The sequence below is a fragment of the Paraburkholderia sp. SIMBA_030 genome, from assembly GCF_046535245.1.
GTDB lineage: Bacteria > Pseudomonadota > Gammaproteobacteria > Burkholderiales > Burkholderiaceae > Paraburkholderia.
In genome coordinates, this window is sequence record NZ_JAWRXB010000003.1 from 244,054 (window position 1) to 266,451 (window position 22,398).

At 62.1% G+C, this 22,398-nt stretch carries 22 protein-coding genes; 10 read left to right on the forward strand and 12 right to left on the reverse strand.

Annotated features, from left to right (window positions below):
• Positions 1 to 7: 7 nt before the first annotated feature.
• From SB772_RS06435 to SB772_RS06455, 5 genes are all read right to left on the reverse strand, one after another.
• Complete coding sequence (locus SB772_RS06435; protein ID WP_410832441.1) at positions 8 to 958, reverse strand: sensor histidine kinase; 951 nt, start codon at positions 956 to 958, stop codon at positions 8 to 10.
• A gap of 555 nt (positions 959 to 1,513) precedes the next feature.
• Positions 1,514 to 2,284, reverse strand: a complete 771-nt coding sequence (locus SB772_RS06440) for a ferredoxin--NADP reductase (protein WP_410832442.1) — start codon at positions 2,282 to 2,284, stop codon at positions 1,514 to 1,516.
• 175 nt (positions 2,285 to 2,459) lie between these two features.
• The gene (locus SB772_RS06445; RefSeq protein WP_410832443.1) at positions 2,460 to 2,672 is read right to left on the reverse strand and encodes a hypothetical protein; all 213 of its coding nucleotides are present in this window, start codon (positions 2,670 to 2,672) and stop codon (positions 2,460 to 2,462) included.
• Positions 2,673 to 2,802: 130 nt separating this feature from the next.
• Positions 2,803 to 3,603 carry an endonuclease/exonuclease/phosphatase family protein gene (locus SB772_RS06450; protein ID WP_410832444.1) on the reverse strand — a complete coding sequence of 267 codons (801 nt, stop codon included), beginning with the start codon at positions 3,601 to 3,603 and terminating at the stop codon, positions 2,803 to 2,805.
• A gap of 64 nt (positions 3,604 to 3,667) precedes the next feature.
• Entirely contained in the window at positions 3,668 to 4,162 is a 495-nt protein-coding gene (locus SB772_RS06455; protein ID WP_410832445.1) for a hypothetical protein, read from the reverse strand.
• 297 nt (positions 4,163 to 4,459) lie between these two features.
• Between SB772_RS06455 and SB772_RS06460 the strand changes: the two genes are divergently transcribed.
• Entirely contained in the window at positions 4,460 to 5,437 is a 978-nt protein-coding gene (locus SB772_RS06460; protein ID WP_410832446.1) for an AAA family ATPase, read from the forward strand.
• A 483-nt stretch (positions 5,438 to 5,920) separates the two neighbouring features.
• Complete coding sequence (locus tag SB772_RS06465) at positions 5,921 to 7,027, forward strand: NAD(P)/FAD-dependent oxidoreductase (protein ID WP_410832447.1); 1,107 nt, start codon at positions 5,921 to 5,923, stop codon at positions 7,025 to 7,027.
• On the opposite strand, the gene SB772_RS06470 is transcribed toward SB772_RS06465, so the two are convergent.
• Entirely contained in the window at positions 7,024 to 7,245 is a 222-nt protein-coding gene (locus tag SB772_RS06470) for a hypothetical protein (RefSeq protein WP_410832448.1), read from the reverse strand. The genes SB772_RS06465 and SB772_RS06470 overlap by 4 nt on opposite strands.
• Here SB772_RS06470 and SB772_RS06475 point away from each other — a divergent pair.
• Together SB772_RS06475 and SB772_RS06480 are read left to right on the forward strand one after the other, a co-directional pair.
• Complete coding sequence (locus tag SB772_RS06475; RefSeq protein ID WP_410832449.1) at positions 7,244 to 7,555, forward strand: high-potential iron-sulfur protein; 312 nt, start codon at positions 7,244 to 7,246, stop codon at positions 7,553 to 7,555. The genes SB772_RS06470 and SB772_RS06475 overlap by 2 nt on opposite strands.
• 251 nt (positions 7,556 to 7,806) lie before the next feature.
• Entirely contained in the window at positions 7,807 to 9,099 is a 1,293-nt protein-coding gene (locus SB772_RS06480; RefSeq protein ID WP_410832450.1) for an MFS transporter, read from the forward strand.
• 119 nt (positions 9,100 to 9,218) lie between these two features.
• Here SB772_RS06480 and SB772_RS06485 read toward each other — a convergent pair whose 3' ends face one another.
• Both SB772_RS06485 and SB772_RS06490 read right to left on the reverse strand, forming a co-directional pair.
• On the reverse strand, positions 9,219 to 10,739 hold the full coding sequence (locus SB772_RS06485; RefSeq protein ID WP_410832451.1) for an amidase: 1,521 nt from the start codon (positions 10,737 to 10,739) through the stop codon (positions 9,219 to 9,221).
• A 261-nt stretch (positions 10,740 to 11,000) separates the two neighbouring features.
• Positions 11,001 to 11,699: a dienelactone hydrolase family protein gene (locus SB772_RS06490; protein ID WP_410832452.1), complete on the reverse strand. Its 699-nt coding sequence runs from the start codon at positions 11,697 to 11,699 to the stop codon at positions 11,001 to 11,003.
• Positions 11,700 to 11,973: 274 nt separating this feature from the next.
• Here SB772_RS06490 and SB772_RS06495 point away from each other — a divergent pair, with 274 nt between their 5' ends.
• The 3 genes from SB772_RS06495 to SB772_RS06505 all read left to right on the forward strand — a co-directional run bounded on the left by SB772_RS06495 (position 11,974) and on the right by SB772_RS06505 (position 15,536).
• Positions 11,974 to 13,077 carry an NAD(P)H-dependent flavin oxidoreductase gene (locus SB772_RS06495; protein ID WP_410832453.1) on the forward strand — a complete coding sequence of 368 codons (1,104 nt, stop codon included), beginning with the start codon at positions 11,974 to 11,976 and terminating at the stop codon, positions 13,075 to 13,077.
• A gap of 444 nt (positions 13,078 to 13,521) precedes the next feature.
• Complete coding sequence (locus SB772_RS06500) at positions 13,522 to 14,667, forward strand: branched-chain amino acid ABC transporter substrate-binding protein (protein WP_410832454.1); 1,146 nt, start codon at positions 13,522 to 13,524, stop codon at positions 14,665 to 14,667.
• A gap of 140 nt (positions 14,668 to 14,807) precedes the next feature.
• Positions 14,808 to 15,536 (forward strand): cupin-like domain-containing protein, encoded by a 729-nt coding sequence (locus tag SB772_RS06505; RefSeq protein WP_410832455.1) that lies wholly within the window; start codon positions 14,808 to 14,810, stop codon positions 15,534 to 15,536.
• A gap of 268 nt (positions 15,537 to 15,804) precedes the next feature.
• On the opposite strand, the gene SB772_RS06510 is transcribed toward SB772_RS06505, so the two are convergent.
• Positions 15,805 to 17,016 (reverse strand): MFS transporter, encoded by a 1,212-nt coding sequence (locus SB772_RS06510; RefSeq protein WP_410832456.1) that lies wholly within the window; start codon positions 17,014 to 17,016, stop codon positions 15,805 to 15,807.
• A gap of 200 nt (positions 17,017 to 17,216) precedes the next feature.
• Between SB772_RS06510 and SB772_RS06515 the strand changes: the two genes are divergently transcribed.
• The 3 genes from SB772_RS06515 to SB772_RS06525 all read left to right on the forward strand — a co-directional run bounded on the left by SB772_RS06515 (position 17,217) and on the right by SB772_RS06525 (position 20,078).
• Positions 17,217 to 17,879, forward strand: a complete 663-nt coding sequence (locus SB772_RS06515; RefSeq protein WP_410832457.1) for a HugZ family protein — start codon at positions 17,217 to 17,219, stop codon at positions 17,877 to 17,879.
• A 396-nt stretch (positions 17,880 to 18,275) separates the two neighbouring features.
• Positions 18,276 to 18,578 (forward strand): H-NS family nucleoid-associated regulatory protein, encoded by a 303-nt coding sequence (locus tag SB772_RS06520; RefSeq protein WP_115099403.1) that lies wholly within the window; start codon positions 18,276 to 18,278, stop codon positions 18,576 to 18,578.
• A 255-nt stretch (positions 18,579 to 18,833) separates the two neighbouring features.
• Complete coding sequence (locus SB772_RS06525; RefSeq protein ID WP_410832458.1) at positions 18,834 to 20,078, forward strand: cation diffusion facilitator family transporter; 1,245 nt, start codon at positions 18,834 to 18,836, stop codon at positions 20,076 to 20,078.
• 55 nt (positions 20,079 to 20,133) lie between these two features.
• On the opposite strand, the gene SB772_RS06530 is transcribed toward SB772_RS06525, so the two are convergent.
• The 3 genes from SB772_RS06530 to SB772_RS06540 all read right to left on the reverse strand — a co-directional run bounded on the left by SB772_RS06530 (position 20,134) and on the right by SB772_RS06540 (position 21,953).
• Positions 20,134 to 20,592: an Lrp/AsnC family transcriptional regulator gene (locus tag SB772_RS06530; RefSeq protein ID WP_012431468.1), complete on the reverse strand. Its 459-nt coding sequence runs from the start codon at positions 20,590 to 20,592 to the stop codon at positions 20,134 to 20,136.
• 90 nt (positions 20,593 to 20,682) lie between these two features.
• Complete coding sequence (locus SB772_RS06535; protein WP_410832459.1) at positions 20,683 to 21,312, reverse strand: exonuclease; 630 nt, start codon at positions 21,310 to 21,312, stop codon at positions 20,683 to 20,685.
• A complete protein-coding gene (locus SB772_RS06540; protein WP_410832460.1) occupies positions 21,309 to 21,953 on the reverse strand; it encodes an MBL fold metallo-hydrolase in 645 nt (214 codons plus the stop codon). The genes SB772_RS06535 and SB772_RS06540 overlap by 4 nt, the downstream gene beginning before the upstream one ends.
• Positions 21,954 to 22,398: the final 445 nt, after the last annotated feature.

A 22,398-nucleotide genomic window follows, 5' to 3' on the forward strand; every position in this document is an offset into this window, starting at 1 on the left:
GGCGTACTCACGATCGAAGCGCGCGGCGTTCGGTGTCCAGCGCGCTCGCCAGGATCGCCTCCCACGCAAAGCGTGCATACACAGTCGTGCCGCGTATCGGGTTGCCGCTCCCGCTGCGCCGGGCGCCGATGCGCCGGGCGCCGACGCGCAGCGTGCCGTCGAAAGCGGCGCAGCGCGCACGCATGCTGCTCAGGCCGAAATGGCCGCGACGACTGCGGGCGTTGCGCGTCAGGCCGATACCGTCGTCGCTGACGATCAGCGTCAGATGACGGCGGCTGGTTTCGAGCCGCACGTCGGCGGCTTCGGCGCGCGCGTGTTTGGCAATATTGTTCAGCGCTTCCTGGGCGACCCGGAACACGGCGAGCGCCGCGTCGGCGGGCAGGCGTGTGAGCCGCACGTCGGCGGCACAGACGAAACTCGTGCGCAGTTGAGTGCGCGTGGCGAAGTCGCCGGTCCATTGCGCCAGCGCACCGACGATGCCCGCATCCAGCGACGGCGCATGCAGTTCCGCCACGGCCTGACGGCTCGCGATGCAGACAGCGTCGAGCGAACGGTTCGCGACTTCAAGCGCGGCGGTGCATTGCGGCGGCGCGTCGGCGGGTAGCCAGGTTTCGACGCCGGCGAGCGCAAAGCGCGTGGCGGTCAGTTCAGCGCCCACGCCGTCGTGCAGTTCGCGCGCCACATGGCGGCAGGCCGCTTCCTGCGCCTGCACGAGTTCAGCCGATAGTTCGCGCACGCGGGCGTGCAGCCGCGCAAGTTCGCGCTCGGCAGCGGATTGCGGCGCGGACTGCCGCGCGCCAACACGGCGCCGCGACGCGGGCGTCGAACCGGATGCCGAAGCGGCGTGCCGGGCCGTGACGTCGGCCGCGGGCGCGCCCGCTGCGGACGCAACGAATCCATCACGGACCAGAGCGGGCGGAATGTGCGCGCTGAACGGGACGACAGTCGACGTATCCATGACTTTCCTTCTCAGGAAGCGGTGTGGACGGCGAAGCGGGGGCGCGTCGGCGGCGCGAAGACGAAAGAACGCATGCGAGTCTCTGGCCTCCAGAAATGTCCGCGACACGCATGGCGCGACGGACAAATCGCTACGGCGCGGCGTAACGAAATTTACATTCGGTAACAAACGGATCGTGCTGCGACGGCATGCCAAAGCGACCGATCGTGCGCCGCGATGATATCTCAAAAAAAGAAAAAGTGCAGGTACACCAAGGGTTAGCGCTTATATTTCACGCAATGGTTGATGTACTGCAACGTCGTACTTGTAGGAATAATACCGACGTTAAATGTCAAAACGTAGGATGGCATTTGTAACCACGCAACACATGTGGCTCGGGCCGTTATTCCGGCGCCGCGCAACGTTGCTGCCACGTGTGACGAAGCGTCGGCACATCGGTCCGCCACGCCGTTGCCAGGCCGGCTTTCGGTAGTTTTGACGTCTGACGCAATAAAAAAGGAGCCCGAAGGCCCCTTTCCGATACCAGCGCAGCACGAGCTGCCGGTCAAGCGACGCTCAACCCACAAACGCCTTTTCGACCACGTAGTGACCCGGCGAATTGTTGCTGCCTTCCTGGAAGCCCTGCTTGTCCAGCAGTTCGCGCGTGTCGCGCAGCATATGCGGGCTGCCGCACAGCATCACGCGGTCGTTTTCGAGCGAGAAGCCCGGCACGCCGAGGTCGGCGAACAGCTTTTCGGTTTCGATCAGTTCAGTAATGCGGCCACGATTCTGGAACGCTTCGCGCGTGACGGTCGGGTAGTACAGCAGCTTTTCCTGCACCAGCTCGCCCAGATGTTCATGAGCCGGCAGGTGATCCGTGATGTATTCCTTGTACGCCAGTTCGTCGACGAAACGGCAGGTGTGGGTCAGGATCACGCGCTCGTAGCGGTCGTAAATGTCCGGATCCTTGATGATCGACATGAACGGCGCGAGACCCGTGCCGGTGGACAGCAGCCACAGCGTCTTGCCCGGCAGCAGGTTGTCGGCCATCAGCGTGCCGACCGGCTTCTTGCCGATCAGCACTTCGTCACCGACCTTCAGATGCTGCAAACGCGACGTGAGCGGGCCGTCCTGCACCTTGATGCTCAGGAATTCGAGGTGCTCTTCATAGTTCGCACTCGCGAGGCTGTAGGCGCGGATCAGCGGCTTGCCTTCGACTTCGAGGCCCACCATCGTGAACTGCCCGTTTTCAAAACGGAACGACGGATCGCGCGTGCAGGTGAAGCTGAAAAGCGTATCGGTCCAGTGATGGACGCTCAGGACGGTTTGTGGATTCAGGTTGCTCATGGCTTCTTGGATAGTGCGAAAACAAAGGTGGCCAGTCGTTTTAGCCGGCCGGCACGGCAAGGGCGATGCTGCGCTAACCCGGGTTCGGGAATCACGCGCAATCTGCTATTTTACCGCGCCCGCTGCTTACGGGCTGCGGCGCGGCATTTGAGCGCGATCAACGTGGTAAAGCGGGTTACCGGATCTCGAAGCGTCGGCGCTGGCTGTCGATACAATCGGGCGCCGCGAAGTACGTTGGCGTGGGTGCAGCCGCGCTTCGGCGAGAGTACGGCGATGGACGAAAGCCGCGCACGGCGGCTGCCATCGGCTGTCCGGCATGCGCCGGATAGGCGCGCCGCGCGGGCAACATTTTCAGGATCATACCGAAACCCGCCATGCGCTGCAGCATTGACCCTGCTGACGAAACTGACAAACCCGTGTGAAATCGGCGGAAAAAGCGAGGGGATCAGGATGGAAAGGTGAGATGTTCGGCGCGAGCGCGGCGATTTTTAACAAGGCGGTGCCGCCGCCCTCTCAACTCATTCGACTCGCAAGCGAGCCATATACGGCAAGTGATCCGACAGCCACGCCGTTTCCTGGGTCGGCTGGATCCATTCGATCGGCTGCATGCCGCGCACGAACATCTTGTCGAGCGCGAGCGCCGGTGAGAAGGCCGGAAATGTGCGGCCCGATTCGCCGAGCAGCGTCGCCACTTCCTGCAAGCCATGTTCGCGAAATAGCGGCACCGAGTCGTTGCGCCAGTCGTTGAAGTCGCCGGCGAGAACCAGCGGACCTTCGGGCGCTTCTTTCGCGATCCAGTGGGCGATCCAGTTCATCTGGCGCAAACGCGCCGAGCGCGTGAGCGCCAGATGTGCGCACAGCAGCGTGACCGAGTGACCGCCAAAGGTCGCCCGCGCCACCAGCAAGCCGCGCTTTTCGAAGCGATGCGCGGAAATATCCCAGCGTCCGCCGAGATCGAGCGGATGGGGCGACAGAATCGCATTGCCATGCCGCCACGACGGCTTGAAGACATTCGGCCCCAGCGCGATTTCCAGTTCCAGCGCGCGCGCAATTTCGGTGGCCTGGCAGTGCCAGACGTCGCTCAACGGATCGGCGGTGTGAAGCGCGCCGAAGCCGGGCGAGAGCACCGGCGACGGCATCCGTCGCGCCATCGCCTCCTGCAAAAAGTACGCATCCGCATGGGTCGACTGAACCCAGCGCTGCATTGCCTGCCAGGCCTGAAAGCCGAGCGGCGTGCGGCCTTTATGCAGGTTCCAGCTCACCGCAATGAAATCCTTGGGCGCTACGCTCTCGCGGATCAATTCTTCGGGGTTTCGCATGCCGCGTTGTCCACGTGTTCTGTTTGGGGGCTTCAGTTATTCGCTGCAGTTATCCGCTTCAGCTTCAATTTGCGCTGGTCGCGAGGCTCGCACGCACGCGGTAGACCAGGTTCGGGTTCTTGTCGACGATCGTCCAACTGGTCCATTGGCCGGCCGGCACCTTCAGACCTGGATGGCTCGCGCTCACCTGACGCGGTTGCGGCGGAAGCTTGCAACCGGTGTCGGTTTGTTGCGGGGTGTTTTCCTCGAAGGTTTCCTGCGCTTCGATCGACAGCGTGATCTCGTTCGTATCGGCTTGCAGCGGCGACACCGTCAGCGTGCGCGCCAGATCGAGGCTGCCGGCGGGCCGGTCCTTGCAACCGACATTGTGCTGCACGATCTTGTGATGCGTGTCCGTGCGCGCCTGGCCGACGGCCGTGGTGCCGTCGAATGCGTCGATCTGCTGGCCGTCGCGCATCACCTGCAACTGCCATTGCACGACCTGCTGTGCTGGCCGTTGTTGCGCATGTGCAAGCAACGAAGTGCCGAGCAGCACGGCCGCGATACTGGTCTTCCACATAGAAAAATTCTCCGGGGCACTGCGTCCGCCCGACTAGTCAGACGGCCATCTTACGCCTGATGGCCGCAACGCTTTTCTGACATTTCAAAGGGGGCCGGGTTCAGCAATAGTCAATTTCAGCTGGGGTTTTGAAGCCCCCAAGAGGACTTCCTTCGGGGCGTCGCGAATAACAGGCTGTTGTTAGCAGCAGAGCCGCACGACTGCTGGCTTGCACGCGAATATGGCCTCGTTACACTGATCTTGAAACGGCGCCCGACAGGGGGCCGCTGCAGCAAGACCAGCCAGACGGGGTGAGCGATGACAACAGCTATGGTCAAACAGGAAATCGCGGTGGCGTCTTTCAGTCAGGTGTATGACCTCGATCAGGTCGAAACCGCGCTGAACGATCTCGGCGAAGGCGCGAACGAGGCGCTGCGTGCCACCTACGAAAAGATGCTGAAAACCGGCAACCTGCGCTTTTGCGTCAAGCCGAACCGGATGCCCTCGATCGACGATCTGATCGACGCACTGCCCAACTTCTCCGGACCGCTCGACGATATCCGCAAGCAGGTCGCTTTGTGTCTCGAGACCGAAGACCGGCTCGAACTGATGCCGATCCTGCTGCTCGGCGATCCCGGCATCGGCAAGACGCATTTTGCGAAGCAGTTGGCGCGCCTGCTCGGCACCGCTTATCAATACGTGGCGATGAGTTCGCTGACGGCGGGGTGGATTCTGTCAGGTGCCTCGTCGCAATGGAGGAACGCGAAGCCGGGCAAGGTGTTCGAGGCGCTGGTGAACGGCAGCTATGCGAACCCCGTGATCGCCGTCGACGAAATCGACAAGGCCACGGGCGATTCGCAATACGACCCGCTCGGCGCGCTCTATGCGCTGCTCGAGCACGACACGGCGCAGACCTTCATCGACGAATTCGCCGAGATTCCGATCAATGCGGGCCATGTGATCTGGATCGCAACCGCGAATGACGAGCGCTCGATTCCCGAGCCGATCCTGAACCGCATGAACGTGTATGAGATTCCGCCGCCCGATCACGAAGGCGCACGCCGCATTGCGCAGTCAATCTACGACGAGATCCGCTCCGCACACGCCTGGGGCCTGCGTTTTCCCGCCGAACTGGGCGGCGGCGCGCTCGACGCCCTGAAGCAGGCATCGCCGCGCGAAATGCGGCGCGCGATTCTCAATGGCTTCGGCGCGGCGCGCATCGCCGGGCGCGATCGGATTGACGCCGGCGATATTCGGCTTGACTACGGAAATCGTCGAAAACCGATCGGTTTTTGATGTTTTTTGGCCTGTTTTCGCCCCGCCAAGCCGCCTTCTGGCGGCTTTTTACTACCTCGATCCACGGAATCCATACTTGGAATAGGGTGAATGTCGCGGCAATTGTTGCCAATAACGACATGATGTCCGTGCGCCAGCCAGAACCGGCGTGGTGGACGCGTCACGTCAAGGCGTCAGCACGCGGAACTCATGGCGAGCTGCGCTGCGAGCCCGTCGCTCGCATGAAGAATCGAGCGCGGCGACCGTGGACGGCGTACACTGGTCTTGTCCGGCCCACACATTCAATCAAGACCCGCTCAAGACCGAATGCCCGCAGTTGTCTCCGACTGCGGGCATTTGTGTCTGTACGGCGTCGTACAATTTTGAGGTGTGGGCAGGTGCGTTCGACAGCGAGCGGCGTGCGGCACTCGATAGCCGCATCCCGTCTTCATCTTTATCGGGTGAACGAGGCAGTGCGCGGTGGAGTGAGCCGCGTCAAGGGATATGGATCAAATCGAATGTGTAGTGATCGGCGCGGGCGTGATCGGCCTCGCCGTGGCGCGCGCACTGGCGGCGCGCGGGCGCGAAGTGATCGTGCTGGAAGCGGCCGAAGCCATCGGCGTGGGCACCAGCTCGCGCAATAGCGAGGTGATTCACGCGGGGATCTATTATCCGCGCGGCTCACTGAAGGCGGCGTTATGCGTGCGTGGCCGCGAGCTGCTGTACGACTACTGCGCCGAGCACAACGTGCCGCATTCCCGGTGCGGCAAGCTGCTGGTCGCGACCTCGCGCAATCAGATTCCGCAGCTCGAAAGCATCATGGCGAAGGGTCGCGAGAACGGTGTGCTCGACCTGATGCGGATCAGCGGCGACCAGGCGCAGGCGCTCGAACCGGCGCTCGAATGTGTCGAGGCGGTGTTTTCGCCGCAGACCGGAATCGTCGATAGTTACCAACTGATGCTGGCGATTCAGGGCGATGCCGAGCGCGACGGCGCGGTGTGCGCCTTCCACGCGCCGGTCGAAGCGATCGAGGCGAGCAATGGCCGCTTCATTCTCAAAGTGGGCGGCGGTGCGCCGACCACCATCAGCGCCGCATGTGTCATCAACAGCGCCGGTTTGTACGCGAATGCACTGGCCCGCAAGATTCGCGGGCTCGACGCGCGCCATGTGCCGCCGCTCTATCTTGCGCGCGGGAATTACTTCAGCATCTCAGGCCGGGCGCCGTTCAGCCGCCTGATCTATCCGATGCCGAACGAAGCCGGCCTCGGCGTGCATCTGACGATCGACCTTGGCGGGCAGACGCGTTTCGGTCCCGACGTCGAATGGGTCGATGCGATCAATTACGACGTCGATCCGCGCCGCGCGGAATCCTTCTATGCGGCGATTCGCGCGTACTGGCCGGCGCTCCCTGACGATGCGTTGCAGCCGGCCTATGCGGGGATCCGTCCGAAGCTGTCCGGCCCGGGTGAACCGGCCGCCGACTTCGTGATTCAAGGTCCGGCCGCGCATGGTGTGCGTGGACTCGTCAATCTGTTCGGCATCGAGTCACCGGGGTTGACGGCGTCGCTTGCGATTGCGCAGCGCGTCTGCGAACTGAGCGGCCGCGCTTAATCGGGTTTCGCAAAGCAGCTTGCATCCAGCGTGTTCACCCGGCGTGCTCGCCAGGCATCCGCATGCCGCGCGCCGCGCTCGATAGTCGGGCGCGGCGCAGTACCAATTCGCTTATCTCTATCATTTGGGCTGTCACGAGCGACGGCTTCGTTGCTATGCTTGGGAACCGCTGTCATCAGAACGGCGATCAGTTCAATATAAATGGAGTGAGTCCCCATGAAATCTTCCCGTCGTACGTTTTTGATCACCAGTATCGGTGTTGCATCCAGCTTCGCACTGTCGCGCCAGGCTTTCGCCGACGCACCGAAAGTCGCCGAAACCGATCCGACCGCACAGGCGCTCGGTTACAAGGCCGACGCCACCAAGGTCGACAAGGCCAAGTTCGCGAAGTACGCGGCCGGGCAGGACTGCGGCAACTGCAGTTTCTATCAAGGCAAGCCGACCGACGCCTACGCCGGCTGCCCGATGTTCGCGGGCAAGCAGGTCGCGAGCGCGGGTTGGTGCAGCGCATATAACAAGAAGGCCTGATAGCGTCCACGCCGCGTACACGTTCAGCGTCGCAGCAAGTGCGTCGCAACATGACGGCGCCGGATTGCGGTTCGATCATCGAGGCGTCTGCCGCAAACCGCGGCAGACGCCTTTTTGCTGCTTGAAAACGGCTTGCGCGCTCTTTACACTCCAATGCGATTGCCGAGGCGGGCGCCGGTTTCTCGCAAGGTCACGCAAGATCGCGCACACGCGACGCAGCACGGGACACTTTTCGCAGGCTGGAGAGTCGAATGGCACGAGCGTTAAGGAGCCTCAATACGCGGGCCGTCGCGGCGGCCGTGATCGGCAATGCGCTCGAGTGGTACGACTTCACCGTGTTCGGTTTCATGACGGTGGTGATCGCCCAGTTGTTCTTCCCGGTGGGCAACGATTATTCATCGTTGCTGCTCACTACCGCGACCTTCGGCGTCGCGTTCTTCATGCGGCCGGTCGGCGGCATCGTACTCGGACTCTATGCGGATCGCGCGGGACGCAAAGCGGCGCTGTCGCTCGTCATCGCGCTGATGACGCTCGGCATTCTGCTGCTGGCCATTGCGCCGCCGTACTCGGCCATCGGCATCGGCGCGCCGTTGATGATCGTGCTCGGACGGTTGCTGCAAGGCTTTTCCGCTGGCGGCGAATTCGGCAGTTCGACAGCATTACTGATCGAAGCCGCGCCGTTCTCGAAACGCGGCTTTTACGGCAGCTGGCAGATGGCGAGCCAGGCGGCGGCGCTGCTGCTCGGCGCGGTGGTCGGCGCGCTGATCACACACGGCTTGTCGCCCGAAGCGCTGAAGGCCTGGGGCTGGCGCGTACCGTTCATTCTCGGCTTGGTCATCGGGCCGATCGGGTTTTATATCCGCCGGCATCTCGCCGATTCGGAAGCCTTTCTGCATGCGCAAAAAACCGCGCGCCGCGCGACGCTCGGCGAAGCGCTCAGCAGTCACAACCGCGAGATCCTGTGCGGACTCGGCGCGGTGATCGCACTCACCGTGACGATCTACGTGCTGATCAGCTATCTGCCGACCTTCGCCGTCAAGCAACTGAAGCTGCCTTACGCGCAATCCTTTTACGCGGTGATCGTCGGCAACCTGCTGCTGACCGTGCTCTCGCCGCTGGCCGGCGCGTGGTCGGACAGGATCGGACGCAAAGGGCTTTCGCTGTGGTCGCTGGTGCTGACGCTCGTGATCATCTATCCGCTGTTCACGTGGCTGGCGGCGGAGCCGACCGTGTCGAAACTGATTCTCGTGCAGGCGCTTCTGTCGATCACGCTGTCCGGCTACTATGGTCCGTTCGGTGCGTTGATCGCCGAGCTGTTTCCGGCGAATGTGCGCTCCATTGGCTTATCGCTTGCGTACAACTTCGCGGTGATGCTGTTCGGCGGCTTCGGGCCTTTCGTCGTGACGTGGCTCATCGACACGACCGGTTCACCGCTCGCGCCGACTTACTACGTGATGGGCGGACTGGCGCTGTCGATCGTCGCGGTAGCCTGCATCCCCGGCACGCGCCACGCGGATCTCGACGCACGCGGCAAGCCTGCTTGAGCGGATCTTTCAGCGGCTGCTTCTCATGCCGCTTCTCATGCCGTTTTCATGTTGTTCCCCGGGCTGCTTCACTGCAGCCTGGGCACCTTCCCGAGGACACGCCTGAACGGGCGGCTTCTCTAGCTGCGCGCCCGCATCAACGGCGGTCGCTTGTCGAACCAAGGCCGTGCGGCTTCGAGTTGTGCGGCAAGGCGCAACAGTATCGCTTCGCCGCCGTCACGCGCGGCGAACTGCACGCCGACCGGCAATCCGCGCGCATTCCAGTAAAGCGGCATCGACATCGCCGGCTGGCCGCTGAGATTGAACACCTCCGTGCAGCCGGCCCACGCGAACGCTTTGTTCGACGCTTCGTTGAGCAACTTCTTCAACAGAGGTTCGAGCGGCATCGCGGCGACGGCGCGCATCTGCATGCGCTCCGCGGAGGTGAGCTGCATTTCGCCGATCTTGATCGGCGGGGCGGCGAGCGTCGCGCACAGAATCACGTCGTAGCGGCTCAGCAAGCCGGTGAGCCGTTCGGTGATGCGGCGTTGCTCCTCGAGCGCGGCAGGCAGTCCGCGTTCGCCCAGCTTGCGGCCGACGTGCGCCATCACCCACGTCGAAATTTCGAATTCTGTGCGCTGAGGTTTGCGGCCGGTGATGCGATCGGCGTTCAGCACCAGGTCCTCGGCGGTCACGGACCAGATCGTCAGGAACGCATGCCGGACGGCCGCGAAATCGATGCCGAGCGAAACCGGCTCGATGTTATGGCCCAGCGAACTCGCGAGTCGCGCAGCGTCGTCGAGTGCGGCGAGCGCGTCGGCGGATAACGACGGCGCGAGCATCGGTTCGGTAACGTACGCGATGTTCAGCGGCTTGCCTGGCTCGCGAGCGGCGCTCAGAAAAGTGCCCGGTGCGCCGGCCGGCCGGTCCGCGTTGCCGCTCAGCAGATCGAGCAGCAACGCGCTGTCGCGCACGCTGCGCGATACCGCGTGATCGATGCCGAGTTCGCCGACGGCGGCGCTCGGGGTGGCGCGCGGCACCCGTCCGCGTGACGGCTTGAGGCCGAACAGTCCGCAGCACGAAGCGGGAATGCGGATCGAACCGCCGCCGTCGGACGCATGCGCGAGCGGCACGATGCCCGCGGCGACCGCCGCCGCCGCGCCGCCGCTTGAGCCGCCCGGCGTGTGGTCGAGATTCCACGGATTGCGGCACGCGCCGAACAGTTCGGGCTCCGTATAAGGCATCTGGCCGAGTTCGGACGTGCTGGTCTTCGCGAAGATGTTGAGCCCGGCCGCTTTGGCGAGCGCTACAACCGGCGCGTCTTCGCCGGGAACGAAGTGGCGATAGTGACGGCTGCCCATCGACATGCGCAGTCCGGCGACCGCCGCGCCCAGATCCTTGATCAGATAAGGCACACCTGCCAGCGCGCCTTGCGTGATGACGCCATCCACACGATTCTCGCCATTCGCTCTGTTCGCGTCGTCACGCGATGCACGTTGACGCGCTGCATCGTAGTCCTTCAGGACAATCGCATTGATCGCGGGATTGACGGCCTCGGTGCGTGAGATCGCGATATCCAGCAATTCACGCGCGCTTGCTTTGCGGGTTCGAACCAGTTCGGCGAGGCCGATGGCGTCATAGGCGAGATAGTCTGATTGCACGACGGATGAGCCCTCGCTATCGAGTGTTGGAATCTGCCGGTTGCATCGATGCGTGACGAACCGCTGCGCCGGACATGCCGCCGCCTTCAGATCATGCACGTGCATTGGAGAAGACGGCGCGCCGGATGCGCGCCGTCTTTTGGAGAGAGTAACCGAGATACAGGCGCGAGTTACAGGCGCGAGTTACAGGCGCGAGTTACAGGCGCGAGTTACAGCCGCGAGTTACAGCCGCGAGTTACAGCCGCGAGTTACAGCCGCGAGTTACAGCCGCTCACCGAGGAAGGTCAGCGTGCGGCCGTGCGCCAGCGCTGCCGCACGCTGGTTATACGACGCGCGGTCCGAGCAGTTGAAGCCGTGATCGGCGTTCGGATAGATGTTGAATTCCGCATCCGTGCGGCCCGCGAAGCGCTCCTGAATCTGCCCGACTGCCGAAAGTGGAATATGCGCGTCGAGTTCGCCGTAGTGGAATTGCATCGGTACTTTGATCTTCGCGGCCTGGTCGAGCTTGTTCTGGATGCCGCCGCCGTAGTAGGCGACCGCGCCGTCGAGCGAGCTTTGCGCTGCCGCCAGATAGGCGAGCTGGCCGCCGAAGCAGAAACCGATCGCGGCGATCTTGCCGGTCACTTCCGGCATCGCGCGCAGGGCCGCGGCGGCCGCGCCGATATCCGCGACCGCCAGATCGACATTAGTCTTTTGCATCAGCTCGATGCCCTTGTCGCGGTCGGCACCGTCATAGGTCAGTTCGACGCGCGGCTGCGTGCGCCAGAAGATGTCCGGCGCGAGCGCGATGTAGCCGTCTTGCGCATACTGATCCGCGACCGAGCGGATGTGGCTGTTCACGCCGAAGATTTCCTGAATGATGATGACGGCCGGTCCCTTGCCGCCTTTGGGCAGCGCCAGATAGCCGCCGAAGCTGTCGTTGCCGGCAGGGATATCGATCCATCGGGAAGTCGTGCTCATGTCGCTCTCCAATGACCTGCGCGTCGATGCGCGAGGCCGGTCTGAATGAATGCCAAAGGCCCGAGTGCCTGAAGCGGGCGGTCAGTTTGCCATCAAAAGAAACGGCGTGCAGGGAGGCCGCGCGGGGGCTGACAGCGTGCAAGGCGCAGCGACGATCTCGTAAGACGATTGAAACATTCTCGATAATTCATTTTTCCGCCGATGCGCGGCTGGGTACAGTCCAGAGTATCTGCTTGCGCATGCCGCGAGCGCTTTGTCGAAAAAGGAACCGATCATGAGTGAAGGCAGTTTTGTGACACCGTTTGCCGAACGTTTCGAGTTGCGGGTACCGGTCGTGCAGGCGCCGATGGCCGGCGGCGCGACCACGCCCGCGATGGTGGCGGCCGTGTCGAATGCCGGCGGACTTGGTTTTCTCGCCGGCGCATCATTGGCGCCAGAGAAGATCGCGAGCGAAGTCGCGGCGATTCGCTTGCTGACCGATCGTCCGTTCGGCGTCAATCTGTTTGTGCTGGAGCCGATCGCGCCGGACGATGCGACTGTGCGTCGCGCGCTTGAAGCGATCGATCCATTGCGTGCGGATCTCGGTTTGCCGCCGGGCCAGCCGCTCGAACGTTACGCGCCGGACTTTCGCGCGCAACTGGAAGCGCTGATCGAATTGCGCGTGCCGGTGACGAGCTTCACGTTCGGACTGCTCTCCGAAGACGATGTCGCCCGTCTGCACGCAAACGGTCTATATGTAATAGGCACAGCGACGCATGTCGCCGAAGGTCTGGCCTGGCGCGACGCGGGCGCCGACGCGATCGCCGCACAAGGCGCCGAAGCGGGTGCGCATCGCGGCACCTTCATCGGTTCGTTCGAAGAAGCACTGGTCGGCTCGATGGCGCTCGTACCGCAACTCGTCGATGCAACTGGTCTGCCAGTGCTGGCAGCCGGAGGCATCATGGATGGACGTGGCATCGTTGCGGCGTTGGCGCTCGGCGCGCAAGCCGCGGTGATGGGCACGGCGTTCCTCACCTGTCAGGAGAGCGCGATACCGCAGGTATGGAAAACCCGCGTGCGCTCGATGCCCGACACCGCCACTAGCGTGACGCGCGCCATCACCGGCCGTCATGCGCGCGGCATACGCAATCCGCTGATGCAGCGCTTGACCGAATCAGCGCAAAAGATCGCGCCGTATCCGGTGCAAAACGCTTTGACACAGGAACTGCGTCAAGCTGCGAGCCGTGCGGAAAACGCGGACTATCTGTCGCTGTGGTCGGGTCAGGGTGCACCCCTTGGCCGCAAGCGTCGCGAGGGTCTGGGCGCCGCCGAACTGGTCGGGCAACTCGATCGGGAATGGCTCGCGGCGGCGGCGCGGATCGCAGCGCTCAAACGCTGATTCAGCGAGATTCAGGCGCAGTTCGCACACCTCTTGCGCCTGCCCGCGATGCGCCTGTTTTTATGCGCAAAGCCTATTCGAACCATTAACGGTTTAACACGCTAAAACCTTTAGGCCGTCCAGTCAGAAAAACGCCGCACATAGCGGAAACCCGCATGGGCTGGTGTTTTCCAGCCTGTCTGTCCAGTCGGAACCGGCGCTTGTTGGATAAACGCTATTAGTGTTCATCCCACTTCCTCAAAAAAGTCCCACAATTTAATTTGATGGCCTACACTTGCGCGCAAGTACGGTTTGCCGCCTGCCACAAACAGGTTGGCGGACGTGCTGGCCAAGTGCATGAACGATGCAACCGGCGTGGTCGTCCACGGGACTGAGCGACACGTGTAGGGGAAGCGGGGGCACAGGGCGATTACGTTGTTTTTGGGACCGAAACTGGAGACTTACATGAACATCAAGATTCAAAAGCTGTTGCCGATCAGCGCTGCGGCGATGCTGTTCGCAACGTTGGCAACAACGGCCGCGGCCGATACGGTTGTCAAGATCGGTCACGTGGCACCGCTGACTGGCGGTATCGCTCACCTGGGTAAGGACAACGAAAACGGCGCGCGTCTGGCAGTTGAGGAAATCAACGCCAAGGGCCTGACGATCGGCGGCCAGAAAATCACGCTGCAACTCGACGCACAAGACGACGCAGCTGACCCGCGTACGGCAACTCAAGTCGCCCAGAAGCTGGTCGACGACAAGGTTGTCGCCGTGGTCGGTCACCTGAATTCGGGTACGTCGATTCCGGCTTCGAAGATCTATAGCGATGCAGGCATCGTGCAGATCTCGCCGTCGGCAACGAACCCGGCGTACACGCAACAGGGCTTCAAGACGACGTACCGCGTTGTGGCGACCGACGCCCAACAAGGTCCGGCACTCGCGAACTACGCTTCCAAGACCCTGAAAGTGAAGAGCGTCGCGATCGTCGACGACTCGACCGCTTACGGTCAGGGCCTCGCCAACGAATTCGAAAAGACCGCCAAGTCGCTGGGCCTGAACGTGATGTCGCATGACGCGACCAACGACAAGGCTGTCGACTTCCGCGCAATTCTGACGAAGATCAAGGGCGAAAACCCGGACGCGATCATGTACGGCGGCATGGACGCCACCGGCGGCCCGTTCGCCAAGCAAGCCAAGCAACTCGGCCTGCGCGCGAAGGTGCTGGCAGGCGACGGCGTCTGTACCGACAAGCTGTCGGATCTGGCCGGCGACGCAACCGACAACATCGTCTGCTCGGAAGCCGGTATGGCGCTCGAAAAGATGGCTGGCGGCGCAGCGTTCCTCGCCAAGTATCAGAAGCGTTTCGGTCAGCCGATCCAGATCTACGCTCCGTTCACGTATGACGCTGTGTACATCATCGTCGACGCAATGAAGCGTTCGAACTCGACCGATCCGGCGAAGATCCTGGCATCGATGCCGAGCACGGACTACAAGGGTGTGATCGGTGAAACCACGTTCGATTCGAAGGGCGACCTTCAACACGGCGTGATCTCGCTGTACAACTACAAGTCGGGCAAGAAGACCCTGCTCGACGTAGTGAAGATGTAAAACTGCGTGTCCGGCGACAACTGTGTTTGCCGCCGGTCAAGTGGTTAGAAGGCACGCGCGCCACATGGCTCGCGTGCCTTTTCTTTTGGTCGGACGCATGAGACGCTGAGGGTCTGACGAATACCGCCTGGGAGACCGACGTGAGCTCTGTGGTCCGTTCGATCGATGACGGCTGGCGCCGCTGGATTGCCGGGAATCTACTGCTCGATGCGCCGCCGTCCGCAGTGCACGGCGCGCTGGTCGGGCATGGTTTCGACGCGGCCGAAGCTGCGCGCGAAATCGAAGCCGCGCTCGCGAGTCCCTATTTGCAGGGTGCTGGGCGCCTGCGCAATCGTTTGCGTAAGCGCGACTGGATGTTGTCGGTGTACGGCGCATTGAATCGTTTGCGCGCTGACGGCGATACGATTGAACGGCGCGAACGTCTAACGTGCGATGAATTCTTTGAGCAGTACTACTTTCAGAATCGGCCGGTCATCATCACCGGTGCTTTCGATTTCTGGTCGGCGCGTACTCAATGGAATTTCGATTACTTTCGCTCGCGTTGCGGCGATTGCGAAGTCGAAGTGCAGTTCGGCCGCGAGTCGGATGCGAACTATGAAATCAATCAGCCCAAGCTCAAGCGGATGATGCGCTTTGCCGATTATGTCGATCTCGTCGAGCGCAGCGGCTCGACCAACGATTTCTATATGACGGGCAATAACACTTCGCATAATCGCGCGGCACTGGCCGCGTTATGGTCAGATGTGCCGACTATCCGCGAATATCTCGATGCCGGTTCGCCCGATACCGGATTTGATCGGCTGGTGGCATTACGTCGAAGGGCTCGACGCGTCGGTGACCATGAATTTCACCAATTTTCTGCAGCGTAACGACTTCTCGAGCAATTACGAGACCCGTGATCGGCGTGACCGCAAGGCCTATGCCACCAATATCCGCATGGCGGGTCAGACTAAAATACTCATATGAATCAACGAGTTGGTGGCGATGATGTCAACGTATAGCAATGCTGAAGAGGCCAATGTGGCCGGAACATCGGCGTGCGCGGGCCGCACGTAACGTAACGTAACGTAACGTAAGCCACCGGGTTTTCGTATTCCGTTACGTTCGCCGACACACAAGCGGCGGCGCGGTTTTACCTCAGATTCTCAAACGCCGCAGCACCTTCGGACCGGCAACCGCGATCAACGCCGAACACACCGCCACCACGGACAAACCGATCGACAAGCTGGTCACCTGCGTCACTGCACCGATAATCACCGGCCCGAGCAACAGGCCGAAGTACGCCAGCCCCGCGACGTGCGCGAGCCCTTCGGCCGCGTGAATTCCCTTGACGCTCGCCGCCGCCGCGAACAGCACCGGCATCATGTTGGCGAGCCCGAGGCCCATCAACGTGAAGCCGATCAGTGCGGCAATCGCATTCGGCAGCAGCAGCGCGCCGACCATCCCCGCGCAGGCGAACGACGCGCTCGCCATCACCAGTTGCGGCGCGCCGAAGCGGGCGCGCACCGCGTCGCCGGCGAAACGCGCCGCCGCCATGCCGCCCGAGAACGCCGCGTATGCCGCGCTGGCGAGTGCCGGCGTCGCCAGCACGACGTCGCGCATGTAGACGGTGGCCCAGTCGTACATGGCGCCCTCGGCGATCAGCGCGACCAGCGCCATCGCGCCGAGTGCCCACAACGCCGGCGAGCGCCAGCGGTTGGCGCGCGGCGTGGCGGCGTCCGGGTGGTCGGCGTGCGGCACATGCGGCAGCACGGATGGGCAGGCCGCGATCAGCACCAGCGCGCTGACCGCCGCGGCGAGCGCAAGGTGAACCGCCGGCGCCATGCCGCGCGACAGTAACGCGCCGCCTACCGCCGCGCCGAACATTCCGCCGACGCTGAACATGCCGTGCAGCGACGACATGATCGGCTTGCCGAGCGCCTTCTCAACGGCGCTGGCTTCCGCGTTCATCGCGACGTCGAGTGTGGCCATGCCCGCGCCGAAGATGGCCAGCACGACCAGCAACAGCCAGTAAGCCGGCACGACCAGAATCAGCGCCGCGCACACCGTCATCACGAGACCGCCCGTGAGACATGCGCGGCGCGTCCCGACGCGCGCGATCCACGAAGCGTTCGCCGCCATCGCGCCGATCGAGCCGCCCGCCACCGCCAGCAGTGCGAACGACAGCAGCGCCGCGTTCAGATGGAAGCGGTCGCGCACGGTCGGCACATGCACCCCCCACGATGCGTACATCATCCCGGCGATGAAAAACACCGCCATAGTGGCAAAACGGGCGCGCTGGCGCGCGGTGCCGGAAAGATCGCGGTGAGCGGCGGGGAGGGCTGCGAAGTCGGAAGAGCGGTTGGACACTGAAATCTCGTCGAGGGAGAGAATGCCGGAAGAAAGCGCGTTGAAAGCGAATTTACGATTCTATCGAAGCGTGCCGTCCTCTGCCCGGCGCGCGGTGAACTAGTATTTACGATTATTCGGGGCGGCGTGAGAGGAGGGCAGCACCCGCCCACAATTCGTTCGCTGGCTATTTCGCCGGCCATTCGTCGAGGAACGCGCACTTGAACATTCCCGCCCACGCTCCGTTGCATCTGCTGCATACGGCCGCGGTCGGCACGCTTGCGACCCATGCGCGCCAACCGCAAGGTTTTCCCTACCCGTCGGTGCTGCCGTTCGCACCGGATCCGCGGCACTGTCCGACGATTCTCGTGAGTCGGCTCGCCGAACATACGCACAATCTGTACGCCGACCCGCGCGCCGGCTTTCTGGCCGTCGACGCGCCCGATGGCGACGTGCTGAGCGGCCAGCGCGTCACCTTGCTCGGCACCTTCGAAGCGGTCGACTCGACGCCCGAGGTCGTGGATCGCTATCTGCGCTATCACCCGGACGCCGAACGCTACCTGGATCTCGGTGACTTCACCTTCCGGGTGATGAGGCTTGAACGGCTGCGCTACATCGGCGGCTTCGGCGCGATGGGATGGCTCGACGGCGCTGAACTCGATCCGCTGGCGCCGCTCGGCTTCGATGACGAGAGTGCGTTGATCGAGCACTTCACAAAGCATTCGGCGCGGGACGCCAAACTCCAACTGCTCGGCGTCGATCGATATGGCGTCGATCTGAAACACGACGGTGCGCGCACCCGTTTCATTTTCGACGACGTCATACACGACACCGAGGCCTTGCACACCGCGCTCGAAGTTTGCATCCAACGCCACACTAATTAGGCTTTGATTGCCGTTCGGGGAAAACAACGCATATCGCAATAATAGCGCGGTCATCTATCGCTATATGCTTCGTGACGTCACGTTAAAGCTTTCATGCCATGAAATGTTGATGCGAAATATGCATCTTAATTTTCATGTTTTGATAATTAATCCCATAATTACGAAGATGTCACTACGAGTTTTCAGCAAAACGTGAAATTCGCCCTTTGAAAGAGGGTACGTAACACCGCGGTCGAAGGAAATTTTTTGAAACGAAATATGATTAATTTTACGAAGTGGCTTTTGCAGTCTTTCCATTTTGTGTTAATCTCGCCTGCAAATTCCGAGGCATGAACACCTTCAAAGGGCAAGCTGGCTTAAGACTGGCAGTCATTTATCCATACCATAAGGGAACCTATGTCTTCCTACAAGGAACTACTCGCCCAACGCGAGAAGCTCGAAAAGCAGATCGAAGAAGCGAAGTCGCGTGAATACGCGGAAGTGTTGAATGAGATCAAGCAAAAAATGGCCGATTACGGCATTACGCTGAGTGAACTCGGCGGCGGTCGTGCAGCCAAGGGCGCTAAAGCCGGTCGTCCGCGCGCCGGCGTCGCGCCGAAATATCGCGACCCGGACAGCGGCAGCACGTGGTCGGGTCGTGGCAAGCCGCCGCGCTGGATCGCAGGCCTCGATCGTGAGAAGTTTCTGATCCAGAAGTAATGCCGTACATCAGTGGCGCCTTTACCGCGCCGCTGCTGACAGAGAGAACCGCGTACCGTTCAGGGCGCGGTTTTTTTTATTATTGCGTCGGCGAATTGACATGGATTTGTGTCCCACGTGCTCCGCACGACTGGAACGCGAATGCTTTTCGTTTAGATAAACATCTGATTTAAAAGGAAATTTTTATTCATAGGCGACGCGGTTTCGCGACGCACCGGGTAGAATTCGGGCATTGAACTTCTCTCGTAGCTTCAGATGCCTTCCACTGCCACCGCCCAGTCCGCCGAGAAACATCGCGTTGCGCGCAAAAGTACCTTTGTCAGTATTGCGCTGAATACGGTGTTGATGACACTGCAAATCGTCATCGGTGTGTTTGCGCATTCTCAGGCGTTGGTCGCCGACGGTATCCATTCGCTTGCCGATCTGATTTCCGATTTTGTCGTACTGGTCGCCAATCGGCACAGCGGCGCGAAGCCCGACGCGGATCACAATTACGGACACAGCCGCTATGAAACTGTCGCTTCATTATTTCTGGGCGGACTGCTGATCGCGGTAGGCGTCGGGATGCTCTGGCGCGCCGGTACGCGTCTCGCCGATTTGCAGAACATCCCCGCCGTGCATATGAGCGCGCTCGCGGTCGCCGTGCTGGTATTGGTTTCCAAGGAGAGCCTGTTTCGCTACATGCTGCGCGAAGCGCAGCGCGTGCGCTCGGCGATGTTGATCGCGAACGCATGGCACGCGCGTTCGGATGCGGCGTCGTCGCTGGTGGTGGCGATCGGTATTATCGGCAGCCTCGCGGGTGTGCGTCTGCTCGATCCGATTGCGGCGGCGATTGTCGGCTTCATGGTGGCGCGCATGGGTTGGACGTTCGGCTGGGACGCGCTGCAGGATCTGTCGGACCGCGCGCTCGACGAATCCGCGACCGCCGACGTGCGCGCGCTGTTGCTGTCGACACCCGGCGTGTGCGACGTGCACGAACTGCGCACGCGCAAGATGGGCGATTTCGCGCTCGTCGACGCACACATTCTGGTCGATCCGCTGATCTCGGTATCGGAAGGGCATTACATCGCGGAGTCGGCGCGCTTGCGTGTGTTGACTGACAACCGCGTGCTCGATGCACTGATCCATGTCGACCCGGAAAACGACGCGGTCGCGCGGCCACCGGTCAACCTGCCGACGCGCGAGCGGGTCGTCGCTGAAGTCGACGCGGCGTTTATCGAGGGCGGCATAAAGGCAGCGCGGGTCAATATCCACTACCTGAGCACGGGGCTGGATGTCGAAGTGACCTTACCGCCTGACAATTCGCGCGATATCGAGCGCGGCGCGCAGAGGTTGGCGCGCGTCGACCTGGTTGCGCTCAAACACCGCCTGGGCGCGCGCAAGCTCGACGTAGTGCAGGCACTGGACGCGGCGCCGCCCGAAACCGTCTCCACGAAGGAAGCCGCGACCGGCGAGGCGAACGCGCGCGCCAGGCTCTCGGAGCCGCGTAACGCCGCTTAAATGCATCGCCATGGCGAAGAACCGGAAGTCCGCGCCAAGGCTCAGCTTCACTGCGTCATAGCGGCAATTGCGTGTCGAATTTGATTTCGCGCAGCACGACACTCGTACGCACCTGCGCAACGGCTGGAATCTTGAAGATGCGCTCGTGCAGAAAACTGTCGTACGCCTTGATGTCCGGCGCCACGATCTTGAGGATGTAATCGGACTCGCCAGTCGTGCTGTAGCACTCGGTGACTTCCGGGCAGGTGGCGATTTCGCGCTCGAACTGTTCGACCCCACCTTCGGTGTGACGCGTCAGATGGATATGTGCGAGCGCGCAGACGTGCAGCCCAAGCTTTTCGCGATCGAGCAACGCGGTATAGCGCTGGATCACCCCCGATTGCTCCATGTCCTTGATGCGCCGCCAGCACGGTGTGCTCGACAGGCCGACCTGGTCGGAAATCTCTTGCACGGAGCGGCGTGCGTCGAGCTGCAGCAGGCGCAGGATTTTTTGAGAGAACGTATCGAGTGTCAACTGCGCCTCCGTTTGCGTCGCCGTATCAACGCATGGTAGAGGGCTCGAAAACGAAACGCAATGTAAAACGGCTTCGGCGAGGGAGATTCCCTAATTTGCTGGTTCCTCAGTGGTGTTTTGTCCTGAGCCGTCCCCATCTTTACCGGCTGCGGCAGTTGCCGCCTGAGTCGCTCGCAACTCCTTGAGCATGTTGCAGAAGAGCGCGCCTTGTTCGATCGCGTCGTCGAGCGCGACGTGGGTGTGCGGATGATCGTCGAACCAGTGCTTTGGAAAACGCGGCTTGATGTTCTTGCGGTACGGCAGGCCGGTCATCGCGAAGGCCAGCGTCTTGACGTCGAGCGCCGACCAGGAAAACGGGCAACGGCCCGCAAACCGCATCATGTACCAGAACATGTAGGTGAAGTCGAAGCCGGCCGGCATTGCCACGAACACCGGCTTGCCCGGCAATGCCTCGACCCATTCGACGTAGGCCGTCAACGCCGTTTCCGGCTGCTGCAAATCCTTGCGGCAGGCCTCCCATGCGTCGGGCTGCGTCTTCCACCACGCCGCTTGCACCGGATGAGGCGCGGCGCCTTCGAGCAATTCGAGATTGACCGAGAAAGTGGCGATCAGCTGCTTGTCTTCCGTGTAGGCGGCAGAGGCGAAACTGAGCATCGAATGCGGGCCGGGAATCGGGCCGTCCGCTTCGACGTCGGTGCTCACGTAGATTTCGCTGCTCATGCTTCTACTCCGTCCGCGACGTACGGGTTGGTTCGGCGCTCGGCGCCGAACGTCGAAGTCGGTCCGTGACCGGGGACGAAGGTGACATCGTCGCCGAGCGGCCAGAGTTTCTCGCGGATCGAGCGCACCAGATCGGCATGATTGCCGCGCGGAAAATCAGTGCGGCCGATCGAGCCGGCGAACAGCACGTCGCCCACCAGAGCGAGCCGATGCTTGCGACTGAAGAACACCACGTGCCCAGGCGTGTGGCCCGGGCAGTGATAAACCTCGAGGGTTTCGTCGCCGAATTGCACGGTGTCGCCGTTTTGCAGCCAACGGTCCGGCTCGAACGCGTCGGCGGCAGGAAAGCCGAAGCGTGTGCTTTGATCCGGTAGCTTGTCGAGCCAGAAGCGCTCGTCGGGATGCGGACCTTCAATCGGCACGCCGTAGTGCATGGCGAGTGTCTTCGCGCCCGCGCAGTGATCGATGTGCCCATGCGTCAGGAAAACTTTTTCGACGGTCACGTTCTGGCGCGCGATCTCGCCCTGAATGACGTCGAGGTCACCACCCGGATCGACGACGGCGGCGCGCCCGGTCGCCTCGCAAACAAGCAGCGAGCTATTCTGCTGGAACGGCGTGACGGGGATCAAGGTGACTTTCATGGATGACGGCGCCGCTGTAAAAACGTTAATTGTACCGGCGTCTCGCCTATCCTCACCGGGGGCGAGGCCTGGTTGCGGCGGGCTGTCGTTTGCCCATTTTTGCAGCGATAGTGAAAAATCATCAAGGTTTTCAGTCGCTTGCCATCTTGAAAATATCTTTTGGGTATAATGTCTCCTAGTGCACGGGAAACCGTGCCGCCACAAGGCAATGCGTCCCTATTAAAAGTGGGCACGCGGGTTGCTGCTCAAGTATGTGCCGTCGCGCTTTATCGACGGCAATCCAGTATCGATGCGTTCGATGCACACGTCTTACCCAGCCAGGCGCCGCGCGCCTGCAACGGATTTAACTGCCGTGACGCTGGGTGGGGCCTACGCCGCCGTTCCTGCACGCTGAGTTCCGCGCGCAAGAACGTGTTTGCCACGTTCGATGGCGGCATGTGGGGTC